This is a genomic window from Methylomonas defluvii, from assembly GCF_033949435.1.
Taxonomy (GTDB): Bacteria; Pseudomonadota; Gammaproteobacteria; order Methylococcales; family Methylomonadaceae; genus Methylomonas; species Methylomonas defluvii.
This window is the reverse complement of sequence record NZ_JAXARY010000001.1, coordinates 645613-662716: the sequence shown is the minus strand read 5'-3', so window position 1 is coordinate 662716 and position 17104 is coordinate 645613. Positions and strand designations below refer to the sequence as shown.

General features: G+C 49.3%; 20 protein-coding genes and 3 tRNA genes. 11 read left to right on the top strand and 12 right to left on the bottom strand.

Going from position 1 to position 17104, the window contains the following annotated elements; all coding sequences use genetic code 11:
* Positions 1 to 25: 25 nt before the first annotated feature.
* From QLH52_RS03070 to QLH52_RS03060, 3 genes are all read left to right on the top strand, one after another.
* A complete protein-coding gene (locus QLH52_RS03070; protein WP_319960503.1) occupies positions 26 to 253 on the top strand; it encodes a hypothetical protein in 228 nt (75 codons plus the stop codon).
* 21 nt (positions 254 to 274) lie between these two features.
* On the top strand, positions 275 to 1042 hold the full coding sequence (gene gloB / locus QLH52_RS03065) for a hydroxyacylglutathione hydrolase (protein WP_319960502.1): 768 nt from the start codon (positions 275 to 277) through the stop codon (positions 1040 to 1042).
* An 85-nt stretch (positions 1043 to 1127) separates the two neighbouring features.
* Positions 1128 to 1991 carry a glycosyltransferase family 2 protein gene (locus QLH52_RS03060; protein ID WP_319960501.1) on the top strand — a complete coding sequence of 288 codons (864 nt, stop codon included), beginning with the start codon at positions 1128 to 1130 and terminating at the stop codon, positions 1989 to 1991.
* Between the two features lies 1 nt (position 1992).
* Here the strand turns inward: QLH52_RS03060 and QLH52_RS03055 are convergent, their stop codons facing one another.
* The 12 genes from QLH52_RS03055 to QLH52_RS03000 all read right to left on the bottom strand — a co-directional run bounded on the left by QLH52_RS03055 (position 1993) and on the right by QLH52_RS03000 (position 12600).
* The gene (locus tag QLH52_RS03055; protein ID WP_319960500.1) at positions 1993 to 3126 is read right to left on the bottom strand and encodes a methyltransferase; all 1134 of its coding nucleotides are present in this window, start codon (positions 3124 to 3126) and stop codon (positions 1993 to 1995) included.
* A gap of 250 nt (positions 3127 to 3376) precedes the next feature.
* A complete protein-coding gene (locus QLH52_RS03050; protein WP_319960499.1) occupies positions 3377 to 4177 on the bottom strand; it encodes a TatD family hydrolase in 801 nt (266 codons plus the stop codon).
* 48 nt (positions 4178 to 4225) lie between these two features.
* Positions 4226 to 4579 (bottom strand): PilZ domain-containing protein, encoded by a 354-nt coding sequence (locus tag QLH52_RS03045; protein ID WP_033157114.1) that lies wholly within the window; start codon positions 4577 to 4579, stop codon positions 4226 to 4228.
* 4 nt (positions 4580 to 4583) lie between these two features.
* Positions 4584 to 5588 (bottom strand): DNA polymerase III subunit delta', encoded by a 1005-nt coding sequence (locus QLH52_RS03040; RefSeq protein WP_319960498.1) that lies wholly within the window; start codon positions 5586 to 5588, stop codon positions 4584 to 4586.
* Positions 5588 to 6214, bottom strand: coding sequence for a dTMP kinase (tmk, locus tag QLH52_RS03035; RefSeq protein ID WP_319960497.1), 627 nt, complete (start codon positions 6212 to 6214; stop codon positions 5588 to 5590). Before tmk ends, QLH52_RS03040 begins: the two co-directional genes overlap by 1 nt.
* Entirely contained in the window at positions 6211 to 7200 is a 990-nt protein-coding gene (mltG, locus tag QLH52_RS03030) for an endolytic transglycosylase MltG (RefSeq protein ID WP_308441626.1), read from the bottom strand. The genes tmk and mltG overlap by 4 nt, the downstream gene beginning before the upstream one ends.
* A gap of 2 nt (positions 7201 to 7202) precedes the next feature.
* Positions 7203 to 8024 carry an aminodeoxychorismate lyase gene (gene pabC, locus QLH52_RS03025; RefSeq protein WP_319960496.1) on the bottom strand — a complete coding sequence of 274 codons (822 nt, stop codon included), beginning with the start codon at positions 8022 to 8024 and terminating at the stop codon, positions 7203 to 7205.
* Positions 8025 to 8051: 27 nt separating this feature from the next.
* Positions 8052 to 9296 (bottom strand): beta-ketoacyl-ACP synthase II, encoded by a 1245-nt coding sequence (gene fabF / locus QLH52_RS03020; protein WP_026602026.1) that lies wholly within the window; start codon positions 9294 to 9296, stop codon positions 8052 to 8054.
* Positions 9297 to 9386: 90 nt separating this feature from the next.
* Complete coding sequence (acpP, locus tag QLH52_RS03015) at positions 9387 to 9620, bottom strand: acyl carrier protein (protein ID WP_013820083.1); 234 nt, start codon at positions 9618 to 9620, stop codon at positions 9387 to 9389.
* A 177-nt stretch (positions 9621 to 9797) separates the two neighbouring features.
* Positions 9798 to 10730, bottom strand: a complete 933-nt coding sequence (locus QLH52_RS03010; RefSeq protein ID WP_319960495.1) for a hypothetical protein — start codon at positions 10728 to 10730, stop codon at positions 9798 to 9800.
* A 206-nt stretch (positions 10731 to 10936) separates the two neighbouring features.
* Entirely contained in the window at positions 10937 to 11812 is an 876-nt protein-coding gene (gene draG, locus QLH52_RS03005) for an ADP-ribosyl-[dinitrogen reductase] hydrolase (protein ID WP_033157121.1), read from the bottom strand.
* Positions 11809 to 12600: an NAD(+)--dinitrogen-reductase ADP-D-ribosyltransferase gene (locus QLH52_RS03000; RefSeq protein WP_033157122.1), complete on the bottom strand. Its 792-nt coding sequence runs from the start codon at positions 12598 to 12600 to the stop codon at positions 11809 to 11811. Before QLH52_RS03000 ends, draG begins: the two co-directional genes overlap by 4 nt.
* Positions 12601 to 12906: 306 nt before the next feature.
* On the opposite strand from QLH52_RS03000, the gene aqpZ reads away from it, so the two are divergent.
* From aqpZ to QLH52_RS02960, 8 genes are all read left to right on the top strand, one after another.
* A complete protein-coding gene (aqpZ, locus tag QLH52_RS02995) occupies positions 12907 to 13596 on the top strand; it encodes an aquaporin Z (RefSeq protein WP_033157123.1) in 690 nt (229 codons plus the stop codon).
* Positions 13597 to 13772: 176 nt separating this feature from the next.
* Positions 13773 to 14027, top strand: coding sequence for a hypothetical protein (locus QLH52_RS02990; RefSeq protein WP_033157124.1), 255 nt, complete (start codon positions 13773 to 13775; stop codon positions 14025 to 14027).
* Positions 14028 to 14252: 225 nt separating this feature from the next.
* The gene (locus QLH52_RS02985) at positions 14253 to 15023 is read left to right on the top strand and encodes a hypothetical protein (protein WP_101051760.1); all 771 of its coding nucleotides are present in this window, start codon (positions 14253 to 14255) and stop codon (positions 15021 to 15023) included.
* A gap of 17 nt (positions 15024 to 15040) precedes the next feature.
* Complete coding sequence (locus tag QLH52_RS02980; RefSeq protein ID WP_129871347.1) at positions 15041 to 15643, top strand: hypothetical protein; 603 nt, start codon at positions 15041 to 15043, stop codon at positions 15641 to 15643.
* Positions 15644 to 16110: 467 nt separating this feature from the next.
* On the top strand, positions 16111 to 16656 hold the full coding sequence (locus QLH52_RS02975; protein ID WP_319960494.1) for a hypothetical protein: 546 nt from the start codon (positions 16111 to 16113) through the stop codon (positions 16654 to 16656).
* Between the two features lie 50 nt (positions 16657 to 16706).
* Positions 16707 to 16782: transfer RNA gene (locus tag QLH52_RS02970), tRNA-Gly, on the top strand.
* Positions 16783 to 16830: 48 nt separating this feature from the next.
* Positions 16831 to 16904, top strand: a tRNA-Cys gene (locus QLH52_RS02965).
* A 12-nt stretch (positions 16905 to 16916) separates the two neighbouring features.
* Positions 16917 to 16992: transfer RNA gene (locus QLH52_RS02960), tRNA-Gly, on the top strand.
* Positions 16993 to 17104 lie beyond the last annotated feature (112 nt).

The window sequence follows — 17104 nt, the reverse complement described above, 5'->3', positions numbered from 1 at the left end:
CAGTGGGTATCTGTAAGCAGTTGGCGTGGCATTCGCTAGTTATCGTTTGATTGAAAACTCAATCAATATGGCTCGCCAATCGATTTTCAAAGGGATTATGACAAAATGGCAACAGCCCCTATTGGTTTCTCACAAGTCACGGGGTATGGCTTTGGCTTATATCCGCTGCCAAACTTCATTCAGCCTGTTTTTGAAAAAATCGATCCTTACCATTGCCACCAAATGGTCTTCATTGCCAGAAAATAAGTATTGATTAACTATTGCACATAGATAAATGTTAGAAATCCTGCAAATACCGGTTCTACAAGACAATTACATTTATCTATTACAAGACACGTATTCCGGATTGACCGCCGTGATTGACCCCGCCGTTGCCGATCCGGTTATCGATGTTTTAGTCGAAAAATCCTGGCAACTTGATTACATTTTTAATACCCATCATCACAGCGACCATATAGGCGCCAATTTACAACTCAAGCAGCAAACCGGCTGCAAGATCGTTGGCTCGGCAGCCGACCAGGCGCGTATCCCCGGCATTGACATACTGCTCGGCGACGGGGATGTCGTAAAACTCGGCAATCATTGCTTTCAGGTCATCGACACACCCGGCCATACCGTAGGGCATATCGTTTATTACAGCGCCGATAGCCAGGCTTTGTTTTGCGGCGACACTTTGTTTTCGCTGGGTTGCGGCCGATTGTTCGAAGGCAGCGCCGAACAGATGTGGCATTCGTTGGAAAAACTGAAAGCCTTGCCGGCCGAAACCCGCATCTACTGCGCCCACGAATATACCGCCGCGAATGGTCGTTTTGCGCTGTCGGTTGATCCGGACAATCCGCAATTGCGACAGCGAATTGATCAAGTCGCCGAACTTCGCCAACAAAACCGCCCCACCCTTCCCTCGACTATCGGCCTGGAATTGGCAACCAACCCCTTTTTTAGGGCGCACGACCTCGGTATTCGCAGCAATATCGGCATGACAGACCAATCCGACTTGGCGGTTTTCAGGCAATTACGCCTATTGAAAGACCAGTTTCGATAAATCGACCCCAGCTGTCGATACCCTTTAATTCTGCTAGACTGTTGTCCACATTTCGGCATGTTTCCTTGCCAACCTTTGGATTTTCATGAATAACATCCCCTCGATCAGCATCGTCATCCCCGCGAAAAACGAATCTAAAAATCTGCCGTCCTTTTTACCGATGTTACATCTGCTGTACCCTGATGCGGAGATTCTGCTGATAAACGATGGCTCGACGGACGATACTGCCACCATCGCTCGCGCGGCCGGTGTCACGGTGATTGATCACCCTTACAGCATGGGCAACGGCGCGGCTATCAAAACCGGCGCCAGACATGCAAAAAACGATATTTTGGTGTTTATGGATGCCGATGGCCAACACGACCCCGGCGACATTCCGGCGTTGCTTAACAAACTGAACGACGGCTACGATATGGTGGTCGGTGCCCGAAACGCCGGTAGCCATGCCTCATTATTCCGACGTCTGGCGAATAAGTTCTACAATAAGCTGGCATCAGTGATGACCGGGCACAAAATAGAAGATCTTACGTCCGGATTTCGTGCGGCCCGAGCCAACAAATTCCGCAAATTTCTTTACCTATTACCCAACGGTTTTTCTTATCCGACCACCAGCACAATGGCGTTTTTTCGTTCCGGCTTCCCGGTAGCCTACATTCCTATCCACGCCGGCAAACGCAGCGGCAAAAGCCATATCCGGCTGATGCATGACGGTTTTCGATTTTTTATTATTATCTTACGGATTGGGGTGCTGTTCTCACCCATGCGGCTGTTTTTACCCATCAGCAGCATAGTATTTAGCTTGGGCGCCGGCTATTACGGCTATACCTACTTCACGGAAAACCGATTTACCAATATGAGCGCGGTACTATTTTTGTCGTCCTTGTTTATCTTTCTGATCGGCATCGTTTCCGAACAGATTTCATCCTTACATTATAAAAATATCGAATAACTCAAACCTTCACGCTGCTGAAAATCACGAACTTGGCATTAGCCGCCACTTGTCGGCAATTGCCGAATAATTTCTTCAGAGCCAGATGATAGTTCAAATGGCGATTACCGATTACCCGTAAATCACCGCCCTTACGCAAGACTTTATGTGCCTGCCGGAACATCTGCCAGGCAATATGATCGCCTATGGTGTGCTGTTGATGGAACGGCGGGTTACAGACTATGCAGTCTGCATTGTTCTCCGGGTAATCGCTCAAACAGTCGGCAACTAAAAAATTGGCCTGCCGACTATCGGCAAAAGCCGCCGCAAAATTTTCTTTGGCCGAGGCGATAGCCATAAACGATTCATCGATAAACCCTATTCGCGCATTTGGGTTTTGTTTTGCCAACATCACGCCGACGATGCCGTTACCACAACCCAAATCGATAAAATCTCGGTACTCGGAGTTTTGCGGCAGATGCTCCAATAAAAAACGGGTGCCTATATCCAGGCTATCGCGAGAAAATACGTTGGCGTGATTGCAGACCGAAAGATCGCTATTCTCCAACTGATAGCGCGTGGGATAAGGGTTTTCCGGCAGTTGCAGATTTTGATCCACACTGGCAAAAATCAGTCTAGCTTTTTTCACCGCCAAAGAGGGCTGCGTGGGCCCGACCAAGCGCTCCAGCAATTTCCAGGTGTTTGGCGGCAAGGTCTTTACCATACCGGCAGCGATTACCCGACAATCAGCCTTCAACAACGGTTTAAGCCTATGCAATTGATATTCCAGCAAAGCCATGGTCTTGGGGATTTTAATCAGTAGGTAATCAATGTCCGCTTCCGGTAGCGACAGGCTATCCAGCAAGCTCACTCGTTCGTGGTCTATGCGATTCAATGCCAGATTAATACGTGTCGCCTGCTGCGAAAGCCAGGAATCGGCAATGGCTGTTGGCCGGTAAGCGCTGAGCGAAACCGCCAACGCACCGAAGCTATCGTTGAGGATGACGATACTGCCATGCTCGGCAATGCCTGCGGCAGCCAGGTGATTTAACAGATATTCGTCAGCGGCATCCCAAGCCCGCAGCAGTTCATTTTTGCGAAAAGGTAAGCGCTGGAGTTGAAAAACTCCTAGCGAACTAGCTAATTCCAGATCCATATTCCGAGAAAAATAAAGTTGCTATACCCCAGGGCATAAAAGGTAGATTGATGTCATGACGGCACTTCAAGGAATTAGGTTAACCGCCAGGGCAGCGACAATTTGCCACGCGGCAAAATGCCACATTTTCAGGACGGTGCCGCTTCAGTAAACTGCAAGCAACTCTTGTATGCGCCCCTATGGGGAATGAGAGTTATACCCCACCTCTCCGAACGACCGGTCCATCGCTACATGGACCCGGTCGTTTTTTTTAGCTGGCCCGGCGTAGCTTATCGGCCGAAGAACCGGCAAACAGGCGATAAAAGTTTTCGGTCGATTGCTCGGCAATGGCTTCGACAGAGGTTCCGCGCAAATCCGCAATATGTTCCGCCACATAGCGGACATAGGTCGGATAATTCGGTTTACCGCGATACGGGACCGGCGCCAGATACGGCGAGTCGGTTTCAATCAGAAAACGGTCAGCGGGTATTTTACGCGCCACATCCTTGATGGCTTCTGCGTTCTTGAAGGTCAAGATACCGGAAAAAGAGATATAGAAATTCAAATCCAATGCTTTTTCCGCATAAGCCCAATCCTCGGTAAAGCAATGGATAATCCCGCCCACTTGGTCCGCGCCTTCTTGTCGCAAAACATCCAAGGAATCCTGCCCAGCCTCGCGAGTATGGATAATTAAAGGCTTGTTGAGTGTCTTGGCGGCGGCGATATGGGTGCGAAACCGTTGAAACTGCCATTCCAAATCGCCCTCGCTACGAAAATAGTCCAGCCCCGTCTCACCAATGGCGATCACCTTTTCGTTATCGGCCAACTGCAGCAAGTCGTCCAGCGTGGGCTCACGCCCATCATGAACATTTGGATGCACGCCCACCGACAAGGAGATGTCCGAATACGGCATGACTTGCTCCAGCATGGCCGGATAGGCTTCCATATCGATGGCAATACACAGCATATGCCTGATCTGGGCCGCGCGTGCTGCTTGCACAAAATTATTGAAATCATTAGCGTAAGGAGCCAAGTCGATACGATCAAGATGGCAGTGGGAGTCGATGAACATGAGTTTAGAAAAGTAAAGACAAGCGGCAAAGTCCGCCCACAAAAGCGTTTACATGGTGTGGGTGGAGCGGTCGGATTCTAATGCACCGGCCAGATAGGTTTCGATTTTATTGCGCGCAGCGCCACCATCCTGATCACTGAATTGCACGCCAATACCTGCAGCGCGATAGCCTTCCGCGCCGGACGGCGTTTTCCAGATAATTTTACCGGCAATCGGCAAGCGTTCAGTTTCGTCCATTAAATTCAGCAACATGAACACTTCCTCACCCATCTCGTATTCGCGTTTGGTCGGGATGAACAAGCCGCCATTTTTCACGAAGGGCATGTACGCCGCATACAGCGCGTTTTTATCCTTGATCGATAAGGACAGGATACCTTGTCTGGGTGCTGCTGATTCTGCCATACGCTCAGTGTCTGTTCAGTTGCGACCAGCTAATCAATAGCTGCTCGACCATCAATTGTTTATTAAGTTGCGTGTTCAATTGCGACTTCGTGGTAAGCACATTATCGTAAAACCTATAGAGGCGCTTCAATTCTAGCCGCTCGGCAAGGGCTTGCAAGGCATTTTTCAGATCCGGATTGCTAAGCGCCGGCGATTCCGCCCGGTAAGCACATTTAACAATGTCAGCAATCCAGCTTGCCATCCAGCGTAACACCACGGCCAAATCAATCTTTTCCTGCTTTTGCCAGAGTTCGGCGACGGTTAACAGATTCTCTTTGCCTTGTGCCACTTGCAACCAGGCGTCGAAATACTGCTGCCGGAGCTGAATCATATTGAGTTCGGCGTATTGCTGAGCCAATAGCGGCGAGCCTTGGGCCAGAGTTAAGAGCAGATCGGCCTGCTCTCCGACACTGCGCTGCTGCCGCAACCAAGTCATTGCCAGTTCGTGAGCGGGGGTTACGCAATCGATTTTCTGACAACGACTGCGAATCGTCGCCGGCAAACGGCTCGGTTGCTCGCTGATCAACAATAAACAAGTGCGTTCGGTCGGCTCTTCCAGACACTTCAAAAACGCATTCGCCGAAGCCGTATTCAAGGCGTCGGCCGGCTGAATAATCACCACGCGGTAGGCATGGTCATATTGCGGCTTCAACGCCAGCTTCACAATCAACTGCCTGATTTTGTCGATACCGATGGCCTTGCCAGGCTCATCGGGCTCTATCACTAGAAAATCGGGATGGGTTTGCGCTTCGAACAATTTACACGCAATGCAATGACCGCAGGCACTCGCATCGGCCAGCGGTGCGTGACACAACAGGGTTCGAGCGTAATATCCGGCCAAATGCCGTTTGCCTTGCCCTGCCGCGCCGGAAAACAACAAGGCTTGCGGGATGCGTTGTTGCTCGATATAAGCATGCAGTTGTCGCCAATTATCCTGTTGCCAGGGGTAAACCTGCATTTGGGTAGACATCAATCCGCCCACAAGCCGGCCAACTCAAGGCGCAACTGTTGTTGCACCTCACTGAGCGGCAAACTGGCATCGATAATTTTGTAACGACGCAAATCCGTCGCGGCACGTTGTAAATATGCTTGCCGGACTCGGTCGAAAAACGCTAACTGTTCGGTTTCAAACCGGTCCAGTTCGCCCCGATGCTTGGCGCGCTGCATACCGATTTCTATCGGCGCATCGAAGACAAAGGTCAAATCTGGCCGAAGCGTGCCCTGCACGGTGTTTTCCAGCCAGGCTATGGTGTGTAGATCCATATGGCGGCCACCGCCCTGGTACGCATAAGTAGCGTCAGTGAAACGGTCGCACACCACCCACTGCCCTTGCTGCAACGCCGGCAAGATCACTTGTTGAATATGTTGAGCGCGAGCGGCAAACACCAACAACAACTCGGCTTGCTCGGTCAAACTTTCCGCTTGCCGTTCCAACAAAATCCCGCGAATCTTTTCGGCAATGCCGGTACCACCCGGCTCGCGGGTCAGTACCAACGGGATGCCTCGTTCTTCCAGCAGCTGTTTGATAAATTGCAGATTGGTGGACTTGCCAACGCCTTCACCACCTTCCAGCGTAATAAATCGACCGTGAGTCATCGTTGATATTGATCGACGTATTTTTCGTGTTCAGCCAAGGTCGAAGAAAACGCATGGCGGCCATTGCCGCGGGCGACAAAGAACAAAGCATCACTATTATCCGGATGCAAGGCGGCTACTATCGCCTGCTTGCCCGGCATCGCAATCGGTGTAGGCGGCAGGCCTTCGATGATATAGGTGTTGTAGGGCGTGGGTTCGCGCAAATCTTTATGCCGGATATCGCCATGGTAATCGTCGCCCATGCCATAGATGACGGTGGGGTCGGTTTGCAACAACATGCCTTTTTTTAAACGCCGCGCAAATACCCCGGCGATCTTTCTGCGCTCTTCGCCGGCGCCGGTCTCTTTTTCGACGATAGACGCCAAAATCAACGCCTCGTAAGGGTTTTCCAAGGGCACGCCGTCATCGCGTTTTTGCCATTCTTCGTTCAACACCGCCTGCATGCGATCATGCGCGCGTTTCAGCAAATCGACATCCGAGGTGTTTTTTTCAAAGAAATAGGTATCGGGAAAAAACAAACCCTCCGGATGATTCTTATCCGAGCCGATTTGCGCCATCAGGTCTTCCAATTGGTTATCGGTCAGCGTGTGTTGCAGGTTGGGGTTGTTTTTGATGGTATTGAACATTTGTTTGAAGGACCAACCCTCCGGAAACGTAATCGAATACTTGCGGGTTTTACCATCGGTCAATTGTTGCAGAATGTCTGCGGCGGTAGATCCTTTAGCCAACACATACTCACCCACCTTCAACAAATGGTCGAGATTTTTCCGATAGGCAAACAACCGAAACCATAAGCGATTCACCGTCACCTGCTGGGCACGCAGATTTTTCACCACCGATTCCAGCGTATCGCCTTTTTTAATTTCAATCACGGTTTCGGTCATGACGACCGGCTTCTTGAGAATCAGTTGATAGTGCATGCCGGCCCAAATCGACACCAAACCCAATACCATCAATAATGTAAATGCGATAATGCTTCTAAACACTGCTATACCTCTGCCATGCGGGCTGCGTTGAGCAAGTCTTGCAAGCGCCGGGTGATGGCGCCGACACTAAAAACTTGCGCTTCCAGCCGTTTAATCGGCCAGATACCGATTACTGAGTTGCTGACAAATAGCTCATCAGCCTGCAAAACGGCAGCTTGATCAATGGCTTGCTCAAATAACGGTAGTTTGATCCGCTGCGCGAACTCCATAATCAACTCTCGCACAATACCCGCGACGCCGCATTGTCCTAGCGGTGGCGTGTATAAACTGTCAGATTTGACCAGGAATAGGTTGCTCATCGTGCCTTCCACGACGTGATCTTGAGTATCCAGCATCAAACCCTCTTGAATCGCCGTGTCCTGCCATTCCGCTCGGGCTAAAATCTGCTCGAGTCGATTCATGTGCTTGATGCCGGCCAAGCTCGGGTTCAAAGACAAACGCTGGTCGCAAAAACGCGCGGCAATGCCGTCTGTTTGAAAGTGATGGGGGTAATCGGGATAAGGATGCAGTCCGAATAGTCTGGTAGGGATAATGTGATCGGGCTGCCGGTAACCGCGACCGCCGCTGCCGCGCGTCACCATCAACTTCAACACGGCTCGCTCGCTGGACTGGCTCAATTGCCGGGCTTCAGCGTCGAACAAGGCACTATCCGGCATCGGAATTAGCAGCCGGCGACAACCTTCGGCTAAGCGTTTTAGATGACGATCAAAAAACAGCGGCTTGCCCTGCAATACTTCGATGGTCTCGAACAGACCGTCACCGTATTGAAAACCTCGATCAGAAACATCGACACAGTGTCTGTGCTCGCCGTTTAATAAAAACATAGCCAGACACTGCGGAAGCGGAAGCGCTTATTGGTAACGTTTGAAAACCAGCGAACCATTGGTACCGCCGAATCCAAACGAGTTGGAAATGGCGACATCAATGCTCATGTTTCTGGCTGTATTCGGAACGTAATCCAGATCGCACTCGGGATCGGGATTTTCCAAATTGATGGTGGGCGGTGCAATTTGATGCTGAATAGCCAAGGCGGTCAATACCGCTTCGATACCACCTGCCGCGCCCAGCAAATGACCAATCATCGATTTGGTGGAGCTGACAGCCACTTTATAAGCCGAGTCGCCCAGCGCTAATTTCATCGCATGCGTTTCGCCAATATCGCCGGCCGGTGTCGAGGTACCGTGCGCGTTGATATATTGCACGTCTTGCGGATTCACTTTAGCGTCACGCATCGCATTGCGCATGCAGCGTGCCGCACCTTCGCCGCCTTCGGATGGCGAGGTGATGTGGTAAGCATCGCCGCTCATGCCGTAACCGACCAGTTCCGCATAAATTTTCGCCCCACGCGCTTTGGCGTGTTCCAGTTCTTCCAACACCACGACCCCGGCACCGTCACTGAGTACGAAGCCGTCACGGTCACGGTCCCAAGGCCGACTGGCGGTGGTCGGACTATCGTTACGACGCGACAAGGCTTTTGCCGAGGCAAATCCGCCCATCGCGGTCGGCGAGGTCGTGCAGCGTTCCGCGCCACCGGCGACCATCACATCGGCGTCGCCGTATTTGATCAATCTCGCCGCGTCGCCGATATTATGCGTACCGGTCGAACAAGCGGTGACGATGGCAAAGTTAGGGCCTTTCAAACCGTATTTGATCGACAGATTGCCGGAGATCATATTGATGATATTGCCCGGCACAAAAAAAGGCGAAATCCGTCTGGGACCACCCGCCACGTAGGTGGCATAGCATTCTTCAATACCGGTGATACCGCCAATACCGGCGCCGATGGCCACGCCGATGCGCTCGGCATTTTCTTCGGTGACTTCAAAACCGGAATCCTCAATCGCCTGGCAACCGGCAGCAATGCCGTAATGCACGAAGCCGTCCATGCGTTTGGCATCCTTATCGGCTATATAATCGCCGATATTAAAATTTCTGATGACACCGCCGAACGTCGTTGCAAAAGGGGATATGTCAAATGAATCGATCGGACTAATGCCGCTCTTCCCGTTGACAATGCCATCCCAGGTATCGGCAACATTATTGGCTAACGGCGTAATGGCGCCTAAGCCCGTTATAACAACTCGACGTGTGCTCACAGTAAACTACCGGTAAAAAAAGAAGACAACCAGAGAAGGGGGATAAACCGGCTAGTGGATGGAAACCACCCACTAACTTTTGGAAACAACTTACTGCAGATTGGCGTTGATGTAATCGATAGCCAATTGGACTGTGGTGATTTTTTCAGCTTCTTCGTCTGGAATTTCGCATTCGAATTCTTCTTCCAGAGCCATGACGAGTTCAACTGTGTCTAAAGAATCAGCACCAAGATCGTCAACAAAAGACGCATCGTTCGCGATTTCTTCTTTTACGCCTAATTGTTCTGCGACAATCTTTTTTACTCGTTCTTCGATATTACTCATATTTTTTTCCTCGAACAATGCAAATGCCTGACTGCGAGCACTTACCTTATCTTTAGTGTTGTATTAATTGAATTTGCAATCTCGTCACTGGCCTTGCCTAACGACAGCGCGGATTATACTTTATGTTCCAAAAAATTCACAACATTCGCCCGCGACTAGGCGATTCGCGGCCTGAGGCTATGTTTTCCCGCTCAAATTTTTAATAATTTCTTCCAAAGGCACCAAATTCAGTTTGATACGAAACAAAACCGCCTTGTTCTCCAACACCCCAAAACATTCATAGGTGCGCAACATGATGCTAGTGTGATTCAGGGTTTTATCCGGGGACTCCGGCAGTTGCTTGACCAGAATATGCAGCTTGTCGTTGTTTTTCAAAGTCGCCAGATGCACGCGATCCACTGAAATGTCGTGCGAGGTGTATACCATCGGATTGCGTTTGAAGTCGTGGTTTTCCAACTGCGCCTTCTCCAGCAACGCGCCGGACGTCAAACTGCAGGGAAACACTTCCGGATACTGCGCCACCTGCAACAACTCGTCGAAATAATCCGACTGTTCCGCAAACGAGCCCGACAAAAAGTTCTTGACGTTGCCGTTATTCATCCACTTGCGCTTTAAAAAAAACTCGGTGCCGGGCACCACGGTTTTATCGGGTAGGGCATTCAAATCCGGCAGGCCGCTTAAATCAGTATCCGCTAAAAACAAAGGCTGTTTGGTTTCTTTTTTATACCCCAGCAAAATGGTTTTGCCTTGCGACTTTATCGCGATGCGATTGGTCAAAGTCAGCTCGGGTATTGTCGCAATCAAGGTCTTTTTAATATCCAGCGTCATCTCTTGCCGCGGCCGCAAGGCATTAACAAAGATGATCTGATAATTACTAAAACGCAGCTGATTGTCGGCGATAATCTGGTCTTCGTGATGCGCCTCCCGGTATAAGCGCATCTGATATTCGATCAAAGTATTTAACTGAAAGCCCAGCACGATCGGGCCTTTAAACGGATTGTGCGTGACCTGCAGCCATTTATGCTTGTCGTGAAACAAGTTGAAATCGTCAGATGCGTTGCGGGCGACTTCGATATGAATTTGTTCGAAAGTAAACGATTTATCTTTCATCGATGACCAATGACAGTAGATATGAGCCGGCTATTCTAGGCTGATTGCGGTAAATCAGGAAATAACGCACCAAACCAGCTTGTTCTGAGCCGACAACAATCCTCGGCCTGGACCGGAAATCAGCTTACTATCGACATATCCTTACTAACTTGGTTAACGACAAGCCATCTGCATATCTAATGACACAAAAACCGCCGGTGTGCTTATCAGTTATTCATCTTGATAAGTGCCGCTACCTGCCCGCGTATTTCTGCACCGACCCGACTATCCAGTTGAGCCAGCCACCGCTCCGGAATCTGCGCCAATCCATACTTGGCCCCTGCCAACATCCCGGCCAAGGCACCCGTCGTATCGGCATCGCCGCCCTGATTCACGGTAGCAATCAGGCAAGATTCGAAATTATCGGTATTGAAGAAATAATGCAGCACCGTCTGTGTGGTATCGACGATGTAGGCCGAGGCTTTACTCGGATAAGGGTGGTAGGCAAATTCGCTGTATTGGTTGATCAAGCGTTTGGCCTCCAGTAAACAGGCTTCAACAGGTTGTCCATGAATCAACTGGTTAGTCATTCGACCCAATGCCAGCGTAGCAGCGTCGGACAATGGATTATGGTGGGTGATGTGGCTCTGCTCCAGACTCCATAATTCGAAATCATCCGGCCGATTTAGCGTCGCCAACACCACCGGCAAATTACGCATACAGGCGCCGTTACCGGCGTCATCTTCACGCGGCAACCCCATCAATACACCTTCATCACGATACCGCACGAGGCCGCGTCGGCAAGTATTGCCCACATCCGGCGGATCGCTTTCCAACCAGGCGAGAAAATTGTCGGCCACAGACTTCAAATTCCAACCTTGATGCTCAATGATAGCCCGCCCCAAGGCCAGCGACATTTGCGTATCGTCTGTCACCTGCCCCGGCTCCAAACCCAGCCAGCCGCCGCCTATCATTTCGGTATGCACGCCGTAACGACTCTGAATTTGCTTCGGCGACATGAATTCCACCGTCGCACCCAGCGCGTCACCACAAGCAAAACCCAGGTAAGCACCCAGGGCCCGATCCATTAATTGCTCATTCATCGCAACACCTTCACTCGATAATCACCGCCAATCACCAAATATTCGGCCTCGCCGCGCAAGGCGTGGTGCGGCAACAAATCGTTAAAAAACACCAGCTTCACCATCGGCACCTCAACCTCCAAAACATAGCCGCCAAATTCGCTGGCGATGCTGTAGCGGTCGGTAAACGACACAATGCTGTTGAAATGCACAATCTTGTGCTCGCGGCTCCAATCGCCCAAGGCATTGACCCCTCGATAAAGGGTTTTGTGGGTTGCAGCCGGCACCTGAAAGCGCTCGATCACCCACTGGCAAAACTCATATAACAAATCCAACTGCATGTAGATGCAATTATTGTGGTAGCGGCTGTTCATCTTTTCTTCGATGTAAGTTACCCAGTCCTTACTCATGAAACTGCTGATTTGTTGTTTATGGTAATTGGGGAACAGGCCAAAGCGGCTTTCCACCCAACCCTTCAGTACCGCACCTTGAGCGTTATTGGAATCCAGACCCCAATCTTGAATCAGGCGCAGATAGCTGTTGCGGTAACGCCGCCGGCCGTCGGCATCGTCGCGTAAACGCTGCTCGGTTTCGAAGCCGAATACCACGCACATGTAGTCTTGAAATATCCGCCCGCAATCCGCCAACGAGGCTTGTCCGGCCAACTGCTCAAACAGTCCGGGCGCGGATTCTCGGGTTCCGGCGATATGCAAGGGCTTGGGGTATTCGTTAAATAGGTGACTGGCCAAACACGCCGTCGCCATGCCGATCAAATTGGTACTGTGGCCGTGCAGGGAAATATCGGGCATGGGGGCTAACTGAGAAGAATGTCGGACACTGATAAGCCCTAATTCTCACATCGAATAGGGAAATTAGCCATACGAAATAAACTTTCCCGAACTATTCTTCCGGAATTCCCGGTACCACAAAACGCTCTCGATTCCGCGCAACCGGCTAGCTAGCTGGAAATAGCAAGCACCAAGCAAGAACCTAGCCGTTTATTGTGATTGACATCACACAAAGACAGAGAATACAGTGCGCTAGCCAATTGATTATTAAACAAAAAACAAGCGATCAATAACAGGCAAAACAATAACAACACACAGGAGAGTCATATGAAAAAGTATGTAGCCGAGTCCTTCGGGACATTTTGGTTGGTTCTTGGTGGCTGCGGTAGCGCGGTGTTAGCCGCTGCATTTCCGAATGTGGGCATCGGCTTGCTCGGCGTTTCGCTGGCGTTCGGTTTGACAGTACTGACCATGGCCTATGCCATCGGCCATATTTCCGGCTGCCACCTCAATCCGGCGGTATCGGTTGGCTTGTGGATGGGCGGCCGCTTTCCGGCCAATCAATTGTTGCCTTACATCGTTTCGCAAGTGCTCGGCGCGATTGCGGCCGGCGGCGTGTTGTATTTAATCGCCAGCGGCAAAGCCGGATTCGACGTAGCCGCCGGCTTTGCCTCCAACGGTTACGGCGAACATTCGCCGGGCGGCTACTCCCTATTGTCCGCATTAATTACCGAAGTGGTGATGACCATGATGTTTTTACTGATCATCCTCGGCGCCACCGACGCCCGCGCCCCTGCCGGACTGGCGCCTATCGCGATTGGCTTGGGCCTGACATTGATTCACCTGATCAGCATTCCGGTCACCAACACTTCAGTCAATCCAGCGCGCAGCCTGGGTGTGGCGGTTTACGTCGGCGACTGGGCCTTGGCGCAACTCTGGCTATTCTGGCTGGCGCCGATTATTGGCGCGGTTTTGGGCGCATTGATTTATCGCTTTATCGGCAGCCCGGACGAGTAACCCCCGAGCTTACTTCAGCGCGGTTCAGTAAGCCTTCGTCATTCCCGCGAAAGCGGGAATCCATTTTGGCAACAGGGCTACCTGCTGCGCGTCAGTGACAATATTAGGGCCGGATTAATCAGGCATCGCCAGCCGGCCAGCTATCTTGAAATCAACATTTCGCCAGCGATTCTGATATGGATACAAAAATCTACAAAGGCCGATCAAATGTATCCGGCGCAATTGCGCTAAATGACGGCTACTTCATCACTGCGGACGACGAAGACAACGAACTAAGCGTGTTCGACCATCTGACGCGAAATCCCGCCGATCTCGAAGAGCTGAATATCCAAGCCGCGTTCTTTTTTCCGAATAATGAAAACCAGATCGTACTGCTAAGCGACGAGAGCGAGGACAAGAAAAGCTTTCAATGCGTTTCTGTGGCGCTTTAACAGGGAAATACCCGGTTTTTAGATTCGAATTAAATAAGGTAAAAAACGCCCCGCTTTGAATATTTCTACTTTCACCCGGAAGAGCTTCAATAACAAAGCGTATTTGAGCAGGCGACTCGAACCTGCCTTGTATATCACCCTGGTTAGGGCGATGCACAGACACCACATCATTACTTGCTACATACACTGCACAAAATAACACTCAAATAATATTGGAAAAGTAAAATGGAAAACTTTGTTATATTGATTGGCGGCCCAGGTTTATTTATGGGTTGTGATAAAGCTCATGACCAGCGTTGGTCAAATTATATTGTGCCATTGCAATTGGCTGCGATGAAAAACTTGTACAATAAACAACCCAAGGAGTTAATTCATTGGGTATTATACGAGCCGCCTTATAAAAAAAGATGGGATGCTGACTCAGTTATCACCAAAGCCGAAGAAAAGGAAGATGACGGATATAACCTACACAGTATCCGAAAAATGGCAACAGATAAATTAATAGCAGCGGGCGGCACCAGCTATATAAATAAAATTCAAACCATTGCTAAAACCTACAGCATTCAATACAAAGGAATTAATCAACCAGAAGACTTTTGGAGCTATCTGCTATCACTGAGCGATAACTCTATTAGCCGGGTTTGGTATAGCGGACATGCTAGCGGGGATGGATTAATGCTAGCTCTTACTCATAATTCGGCATGTCAAGCGGCTGCCTTTGCTACTGATATGATATATAAAGCAGATATTTTAAAAAATAGCGCTCTAGTTAAGAAATTCATCAAAAAACCCAAGCAGGTTTCAAAATTTTATGGATGCTATACCGAAGGCTTCGCAAAAACCTGGAATGGAGTTTTCGGCGTAGCTAGCGCGGGGGCAAAAAATAAAATCGATTTTGGCGTTGTCGATACTCCATCTAACATAACAAATATAATGGAACGGATTGAAAAAACACCCACTTCACTCGGTAACCCAAACTGGACGGAATACAAATAATGTATATAACAGTCCTTGTGAAAACCATCATTTTCGCGTTGCTTTTAATACTTAGCTTCAGCTGCGATGCTGTAAATACCGAACAAAAAAATCTTGAACTTCTTTTACCAAAATCCTTTGAGCAAATATATCTCGCCAAATTTGGCCTGGACTTTCCTAAAACTTTAGACATTTTAAATAGATGCATTCAATATAATGACAAGCAATGTTTGAAAGCTTATAACGAGGTTACGGAAGGAAAAAAAACACTCCAATCCATTTCTTCCTCTCATGCCTTAGAAACAACACTAAATATTATTGAAAAATCCTGTCTTTCCAAAGATGAAAACCTGGCAAATTTTACTTGCTATGGCGGCATTATATCCTTGTATTTTTATAACTCTCCGGAACAGGATGCCAAAATTCTTCAGCGAATTAAAATCTATCCAAAGAAGATTAAAAACATGATCTTTGATAATGAATTCCATTGGTTTTACAACAGGCCAAATAAGGATGCATGGATAAGCGCGGTATCAACGATGGATGTGGATTGGAAAAATGACACTTACAAACAATATAGTTTGAACCTTTTTAGAAAAAGCATTGAAGAAGCAAAAGGTGAAACTTGGGTATCGAAATAGGACCGCAGATTGGTTTGGAGGAAAACCAGTTTTCCTCCAAGATTGATGGATTAACCAGTCCAGCGTACTCTTCCGCCTCCACAACCTTAGCCAACTCCCGATTAGTCGAAAAACACACCCTCGAGATAGCCTCCAAAAAGAACAAGTCAAAGCAAAAATCGCATTCATGATCAGACCAAAAAGATCTCACTCCTATCATCACAGCCCCGAGTACCACAACAAGCACTGTCAAAGAATCCAGATATAAACCGGCAACTCCGAACAGGACAATCACATCGACCACCCCCATGCAAAGACAGCAAACCAGCGATCCAATTAGCTTTTTTATCCCAGCCTGTTCATTTTTGCTACAGTTCCCCTTAAGATACGACCCAATGACTAAAAAAATGAATGCTTGAAATGTTCGAACGGCGTGGTAACTTTAACCACTTAACCATAATAATAACTAGCTTAAGAGGAAACATCGCATGAGCCTTGACGAAAACAACAACGAGACTGAAGCCCAAAATCAAGCTGAAGAGCCTAAGCAACCGGAAACAAGTTTAGCCGCTGATTCCGCCGTAGCGGCAAAAGATGCGGCCGGAAATATTGTCGCTAACCTGTTGGCACTAAAAGAATCCAATCCTAAAGTATTTTTTGGCGGCGTGGGCGCTGCGGCGCTGGTCTTGGTCGCCTTGATTTTTGGTGGTGGCTCCGATGCCAAATTGCCTGTTCACCAAGCCAAAGCCATGGTTCCCGGTCAGAACTACGTGTTGAAAAGCCCCAACACTTATGACCCAAATGCAACTGTAAGATTGGTCTCCGTTCCCGGCTCCATGGCCGCTTACGATGATACCGAAGAAAATGACCGCGACGGCGCTTGCAAACACATGCCGCTTAACACTCCTGTAAAACTGATTCAATCTCAAGCTGACACCACCGACAAAAATGTTCTGTGGGCGGAAGTTGAGATCACTGAATCCGGCGAATGCCAAGGCCGAAAAGCCTGGACTTCGGCAATAAACCTGCAATAACTGTTGACACAAAAAAATATCTTTTTATAATACGCAGGATAGTAAGCCAAGCGGGAATAGCTCAGTTGGTAGAGCACGACCTTGCCAAGGTCGGGGTCGCGAGTTCGAGTCTCGTTTCCCGCTCCAAATTTGAAAAGCCGCGGCAAATCGCGGCTTTTTTATTGTCCTTATAAAGGCTGCGTAGCAAAATGGTTATGCAGCGGCCTGCAAAGCCGTATATACCGGTTCGATTCCGGTCGCAGCCTCCATTACTATATTTTGCGGGAATAGCTCAGTTGGTAGAGCACGACCTTGCCAAGGTCGGGGTCGCGAGTTCGAGTCTCGTTTCCCGCTCCAAATTTAAAAAGCCGCGATTTATCGCGGCTTTTTGTTGTCCGAAGATAAGTACATCCCTCATCATCGAAGATTGGGCAAGCACAGCCTTTGCGGCAAAGAGGGCTTTCGTCTT

What these genes read in the sequence shown, in the direction of transcription:
- acpP (WP_013820083.1), bottom strand. Translation starts at nt 9,620, where the DNA reads ATGAGTAATATCGAAGAACGAGTAAAAAAGATTGTCGCAGAACAATTA.
- gloB (WP_319960502.1), top strand. Translation starts at nt 275, where the DNA reads ATGTTAGAAATCCTGCAAATACCGGTTCTACAAGACAATTACATTTAT.
- QLH52_RS03060 (WP_319960501.1), top strand. Translation starts at nt 1,128, where the DNA reads ATGAATAACATCCCCTCGATCAGCATCGTCATCCCCGCGAAAAACGAA.
- QLH52_RS02990 (WP_033157124.1), top strand. Translation starts at nt 13,773, where the DNA reads ATGGATACAAAAATCTACAAAGGCCGATCAAATGTATCCGGCGCAATT.
- QLH52_RS03000 (WP_033157122.1), bottom strand. Translation starts at nt 12,600, where the DNA reads ATGCCCGATATTTCCCTGCACGGCCACAGTACCAATTTGATCGGCATG.
- QLH52_RS03050 (WP_319960499.1), bottom strand. Translation starts at nt 4,177, where the DNA reads ATGTTCATCGACTCCCACTGCCATCTTGATCGTATCGACTTGGCTCCT.
- QLH52_RS02975 (WP_319960494.1), top strand. Translation starts at nt 16,111, where the DNA reads ATGAGCCTTGACGAAAACAACAACGAGACTGAAGCCCAAAATCAAGCT.
- QLH52_RS03040 (WP_319960498.1), bottom strand. Translation starts at nt 5,588, where the DNA reads ATGTCTACCCAAATGCAGGTTTACCCCTGGCAACAGGATAATTGGCGA.
- tmk (WP_319960497.1), bottom strand. Translation starts at nt 6,214, where the DNA reads ATGACTCACGGTCGATTTATTACGCTGGAAGGTGGTGAAGGCGTTGGC.
- draG (WP_033157121.1), bottom strand. Translation starts at nt 11,812, where the DNA reads ATGAATGAGCAATTAATGGATCGGGCCCTGGGTGCTTACCTGGGTTTT.
- QLH52_RS03055 (WP_319960500.1), bottom strand. Translation starts at nt 3,126, where the DNA reads ATGGATCTGGAATTAGCTAGTTCGCTAGGAGTTTTTCAACTCCAGCGC.
- QLH52_RS03010 (WP_319960495.1), bottom strand. Translation starts at nt 10,730, where the DNA reads ATGAAAGATAAATCGTTTACTTTCGAACAAATTCATATCGAAGTCGCC.
- QLH52_RS02985 (WP_101051760.1), top strand. Translation starts at nt 14,253, where the DNA reads ATGGAAAACTTTGTTATATTGATTGGCGGCCCAGGTTTATTTATGGGT.
- aqpZ (WP_033157123.1), top strand. Translation starts at nt 12,907, where the DNA reads ATGAAAAAGTATGTAGCCGAGTCCTTCGGGACATTTTGGTTGGTTCTT.
- pabC (WP_319960496.1), bottom strand. Translation starts at nt 8,024, where the DNA reads ATGTTTTTATTAAACGGCGAGCACAGACACTGTGTCGATGTTTCTGAT.
- QLH52_RS03045 (WP_033157114.1), bottom strand. Translation starts at nt 4,579, where the DNA reads ATGGCAGAATCAGCAGCACCCAGACAAGGTATCCTGTCCTTATCGATC.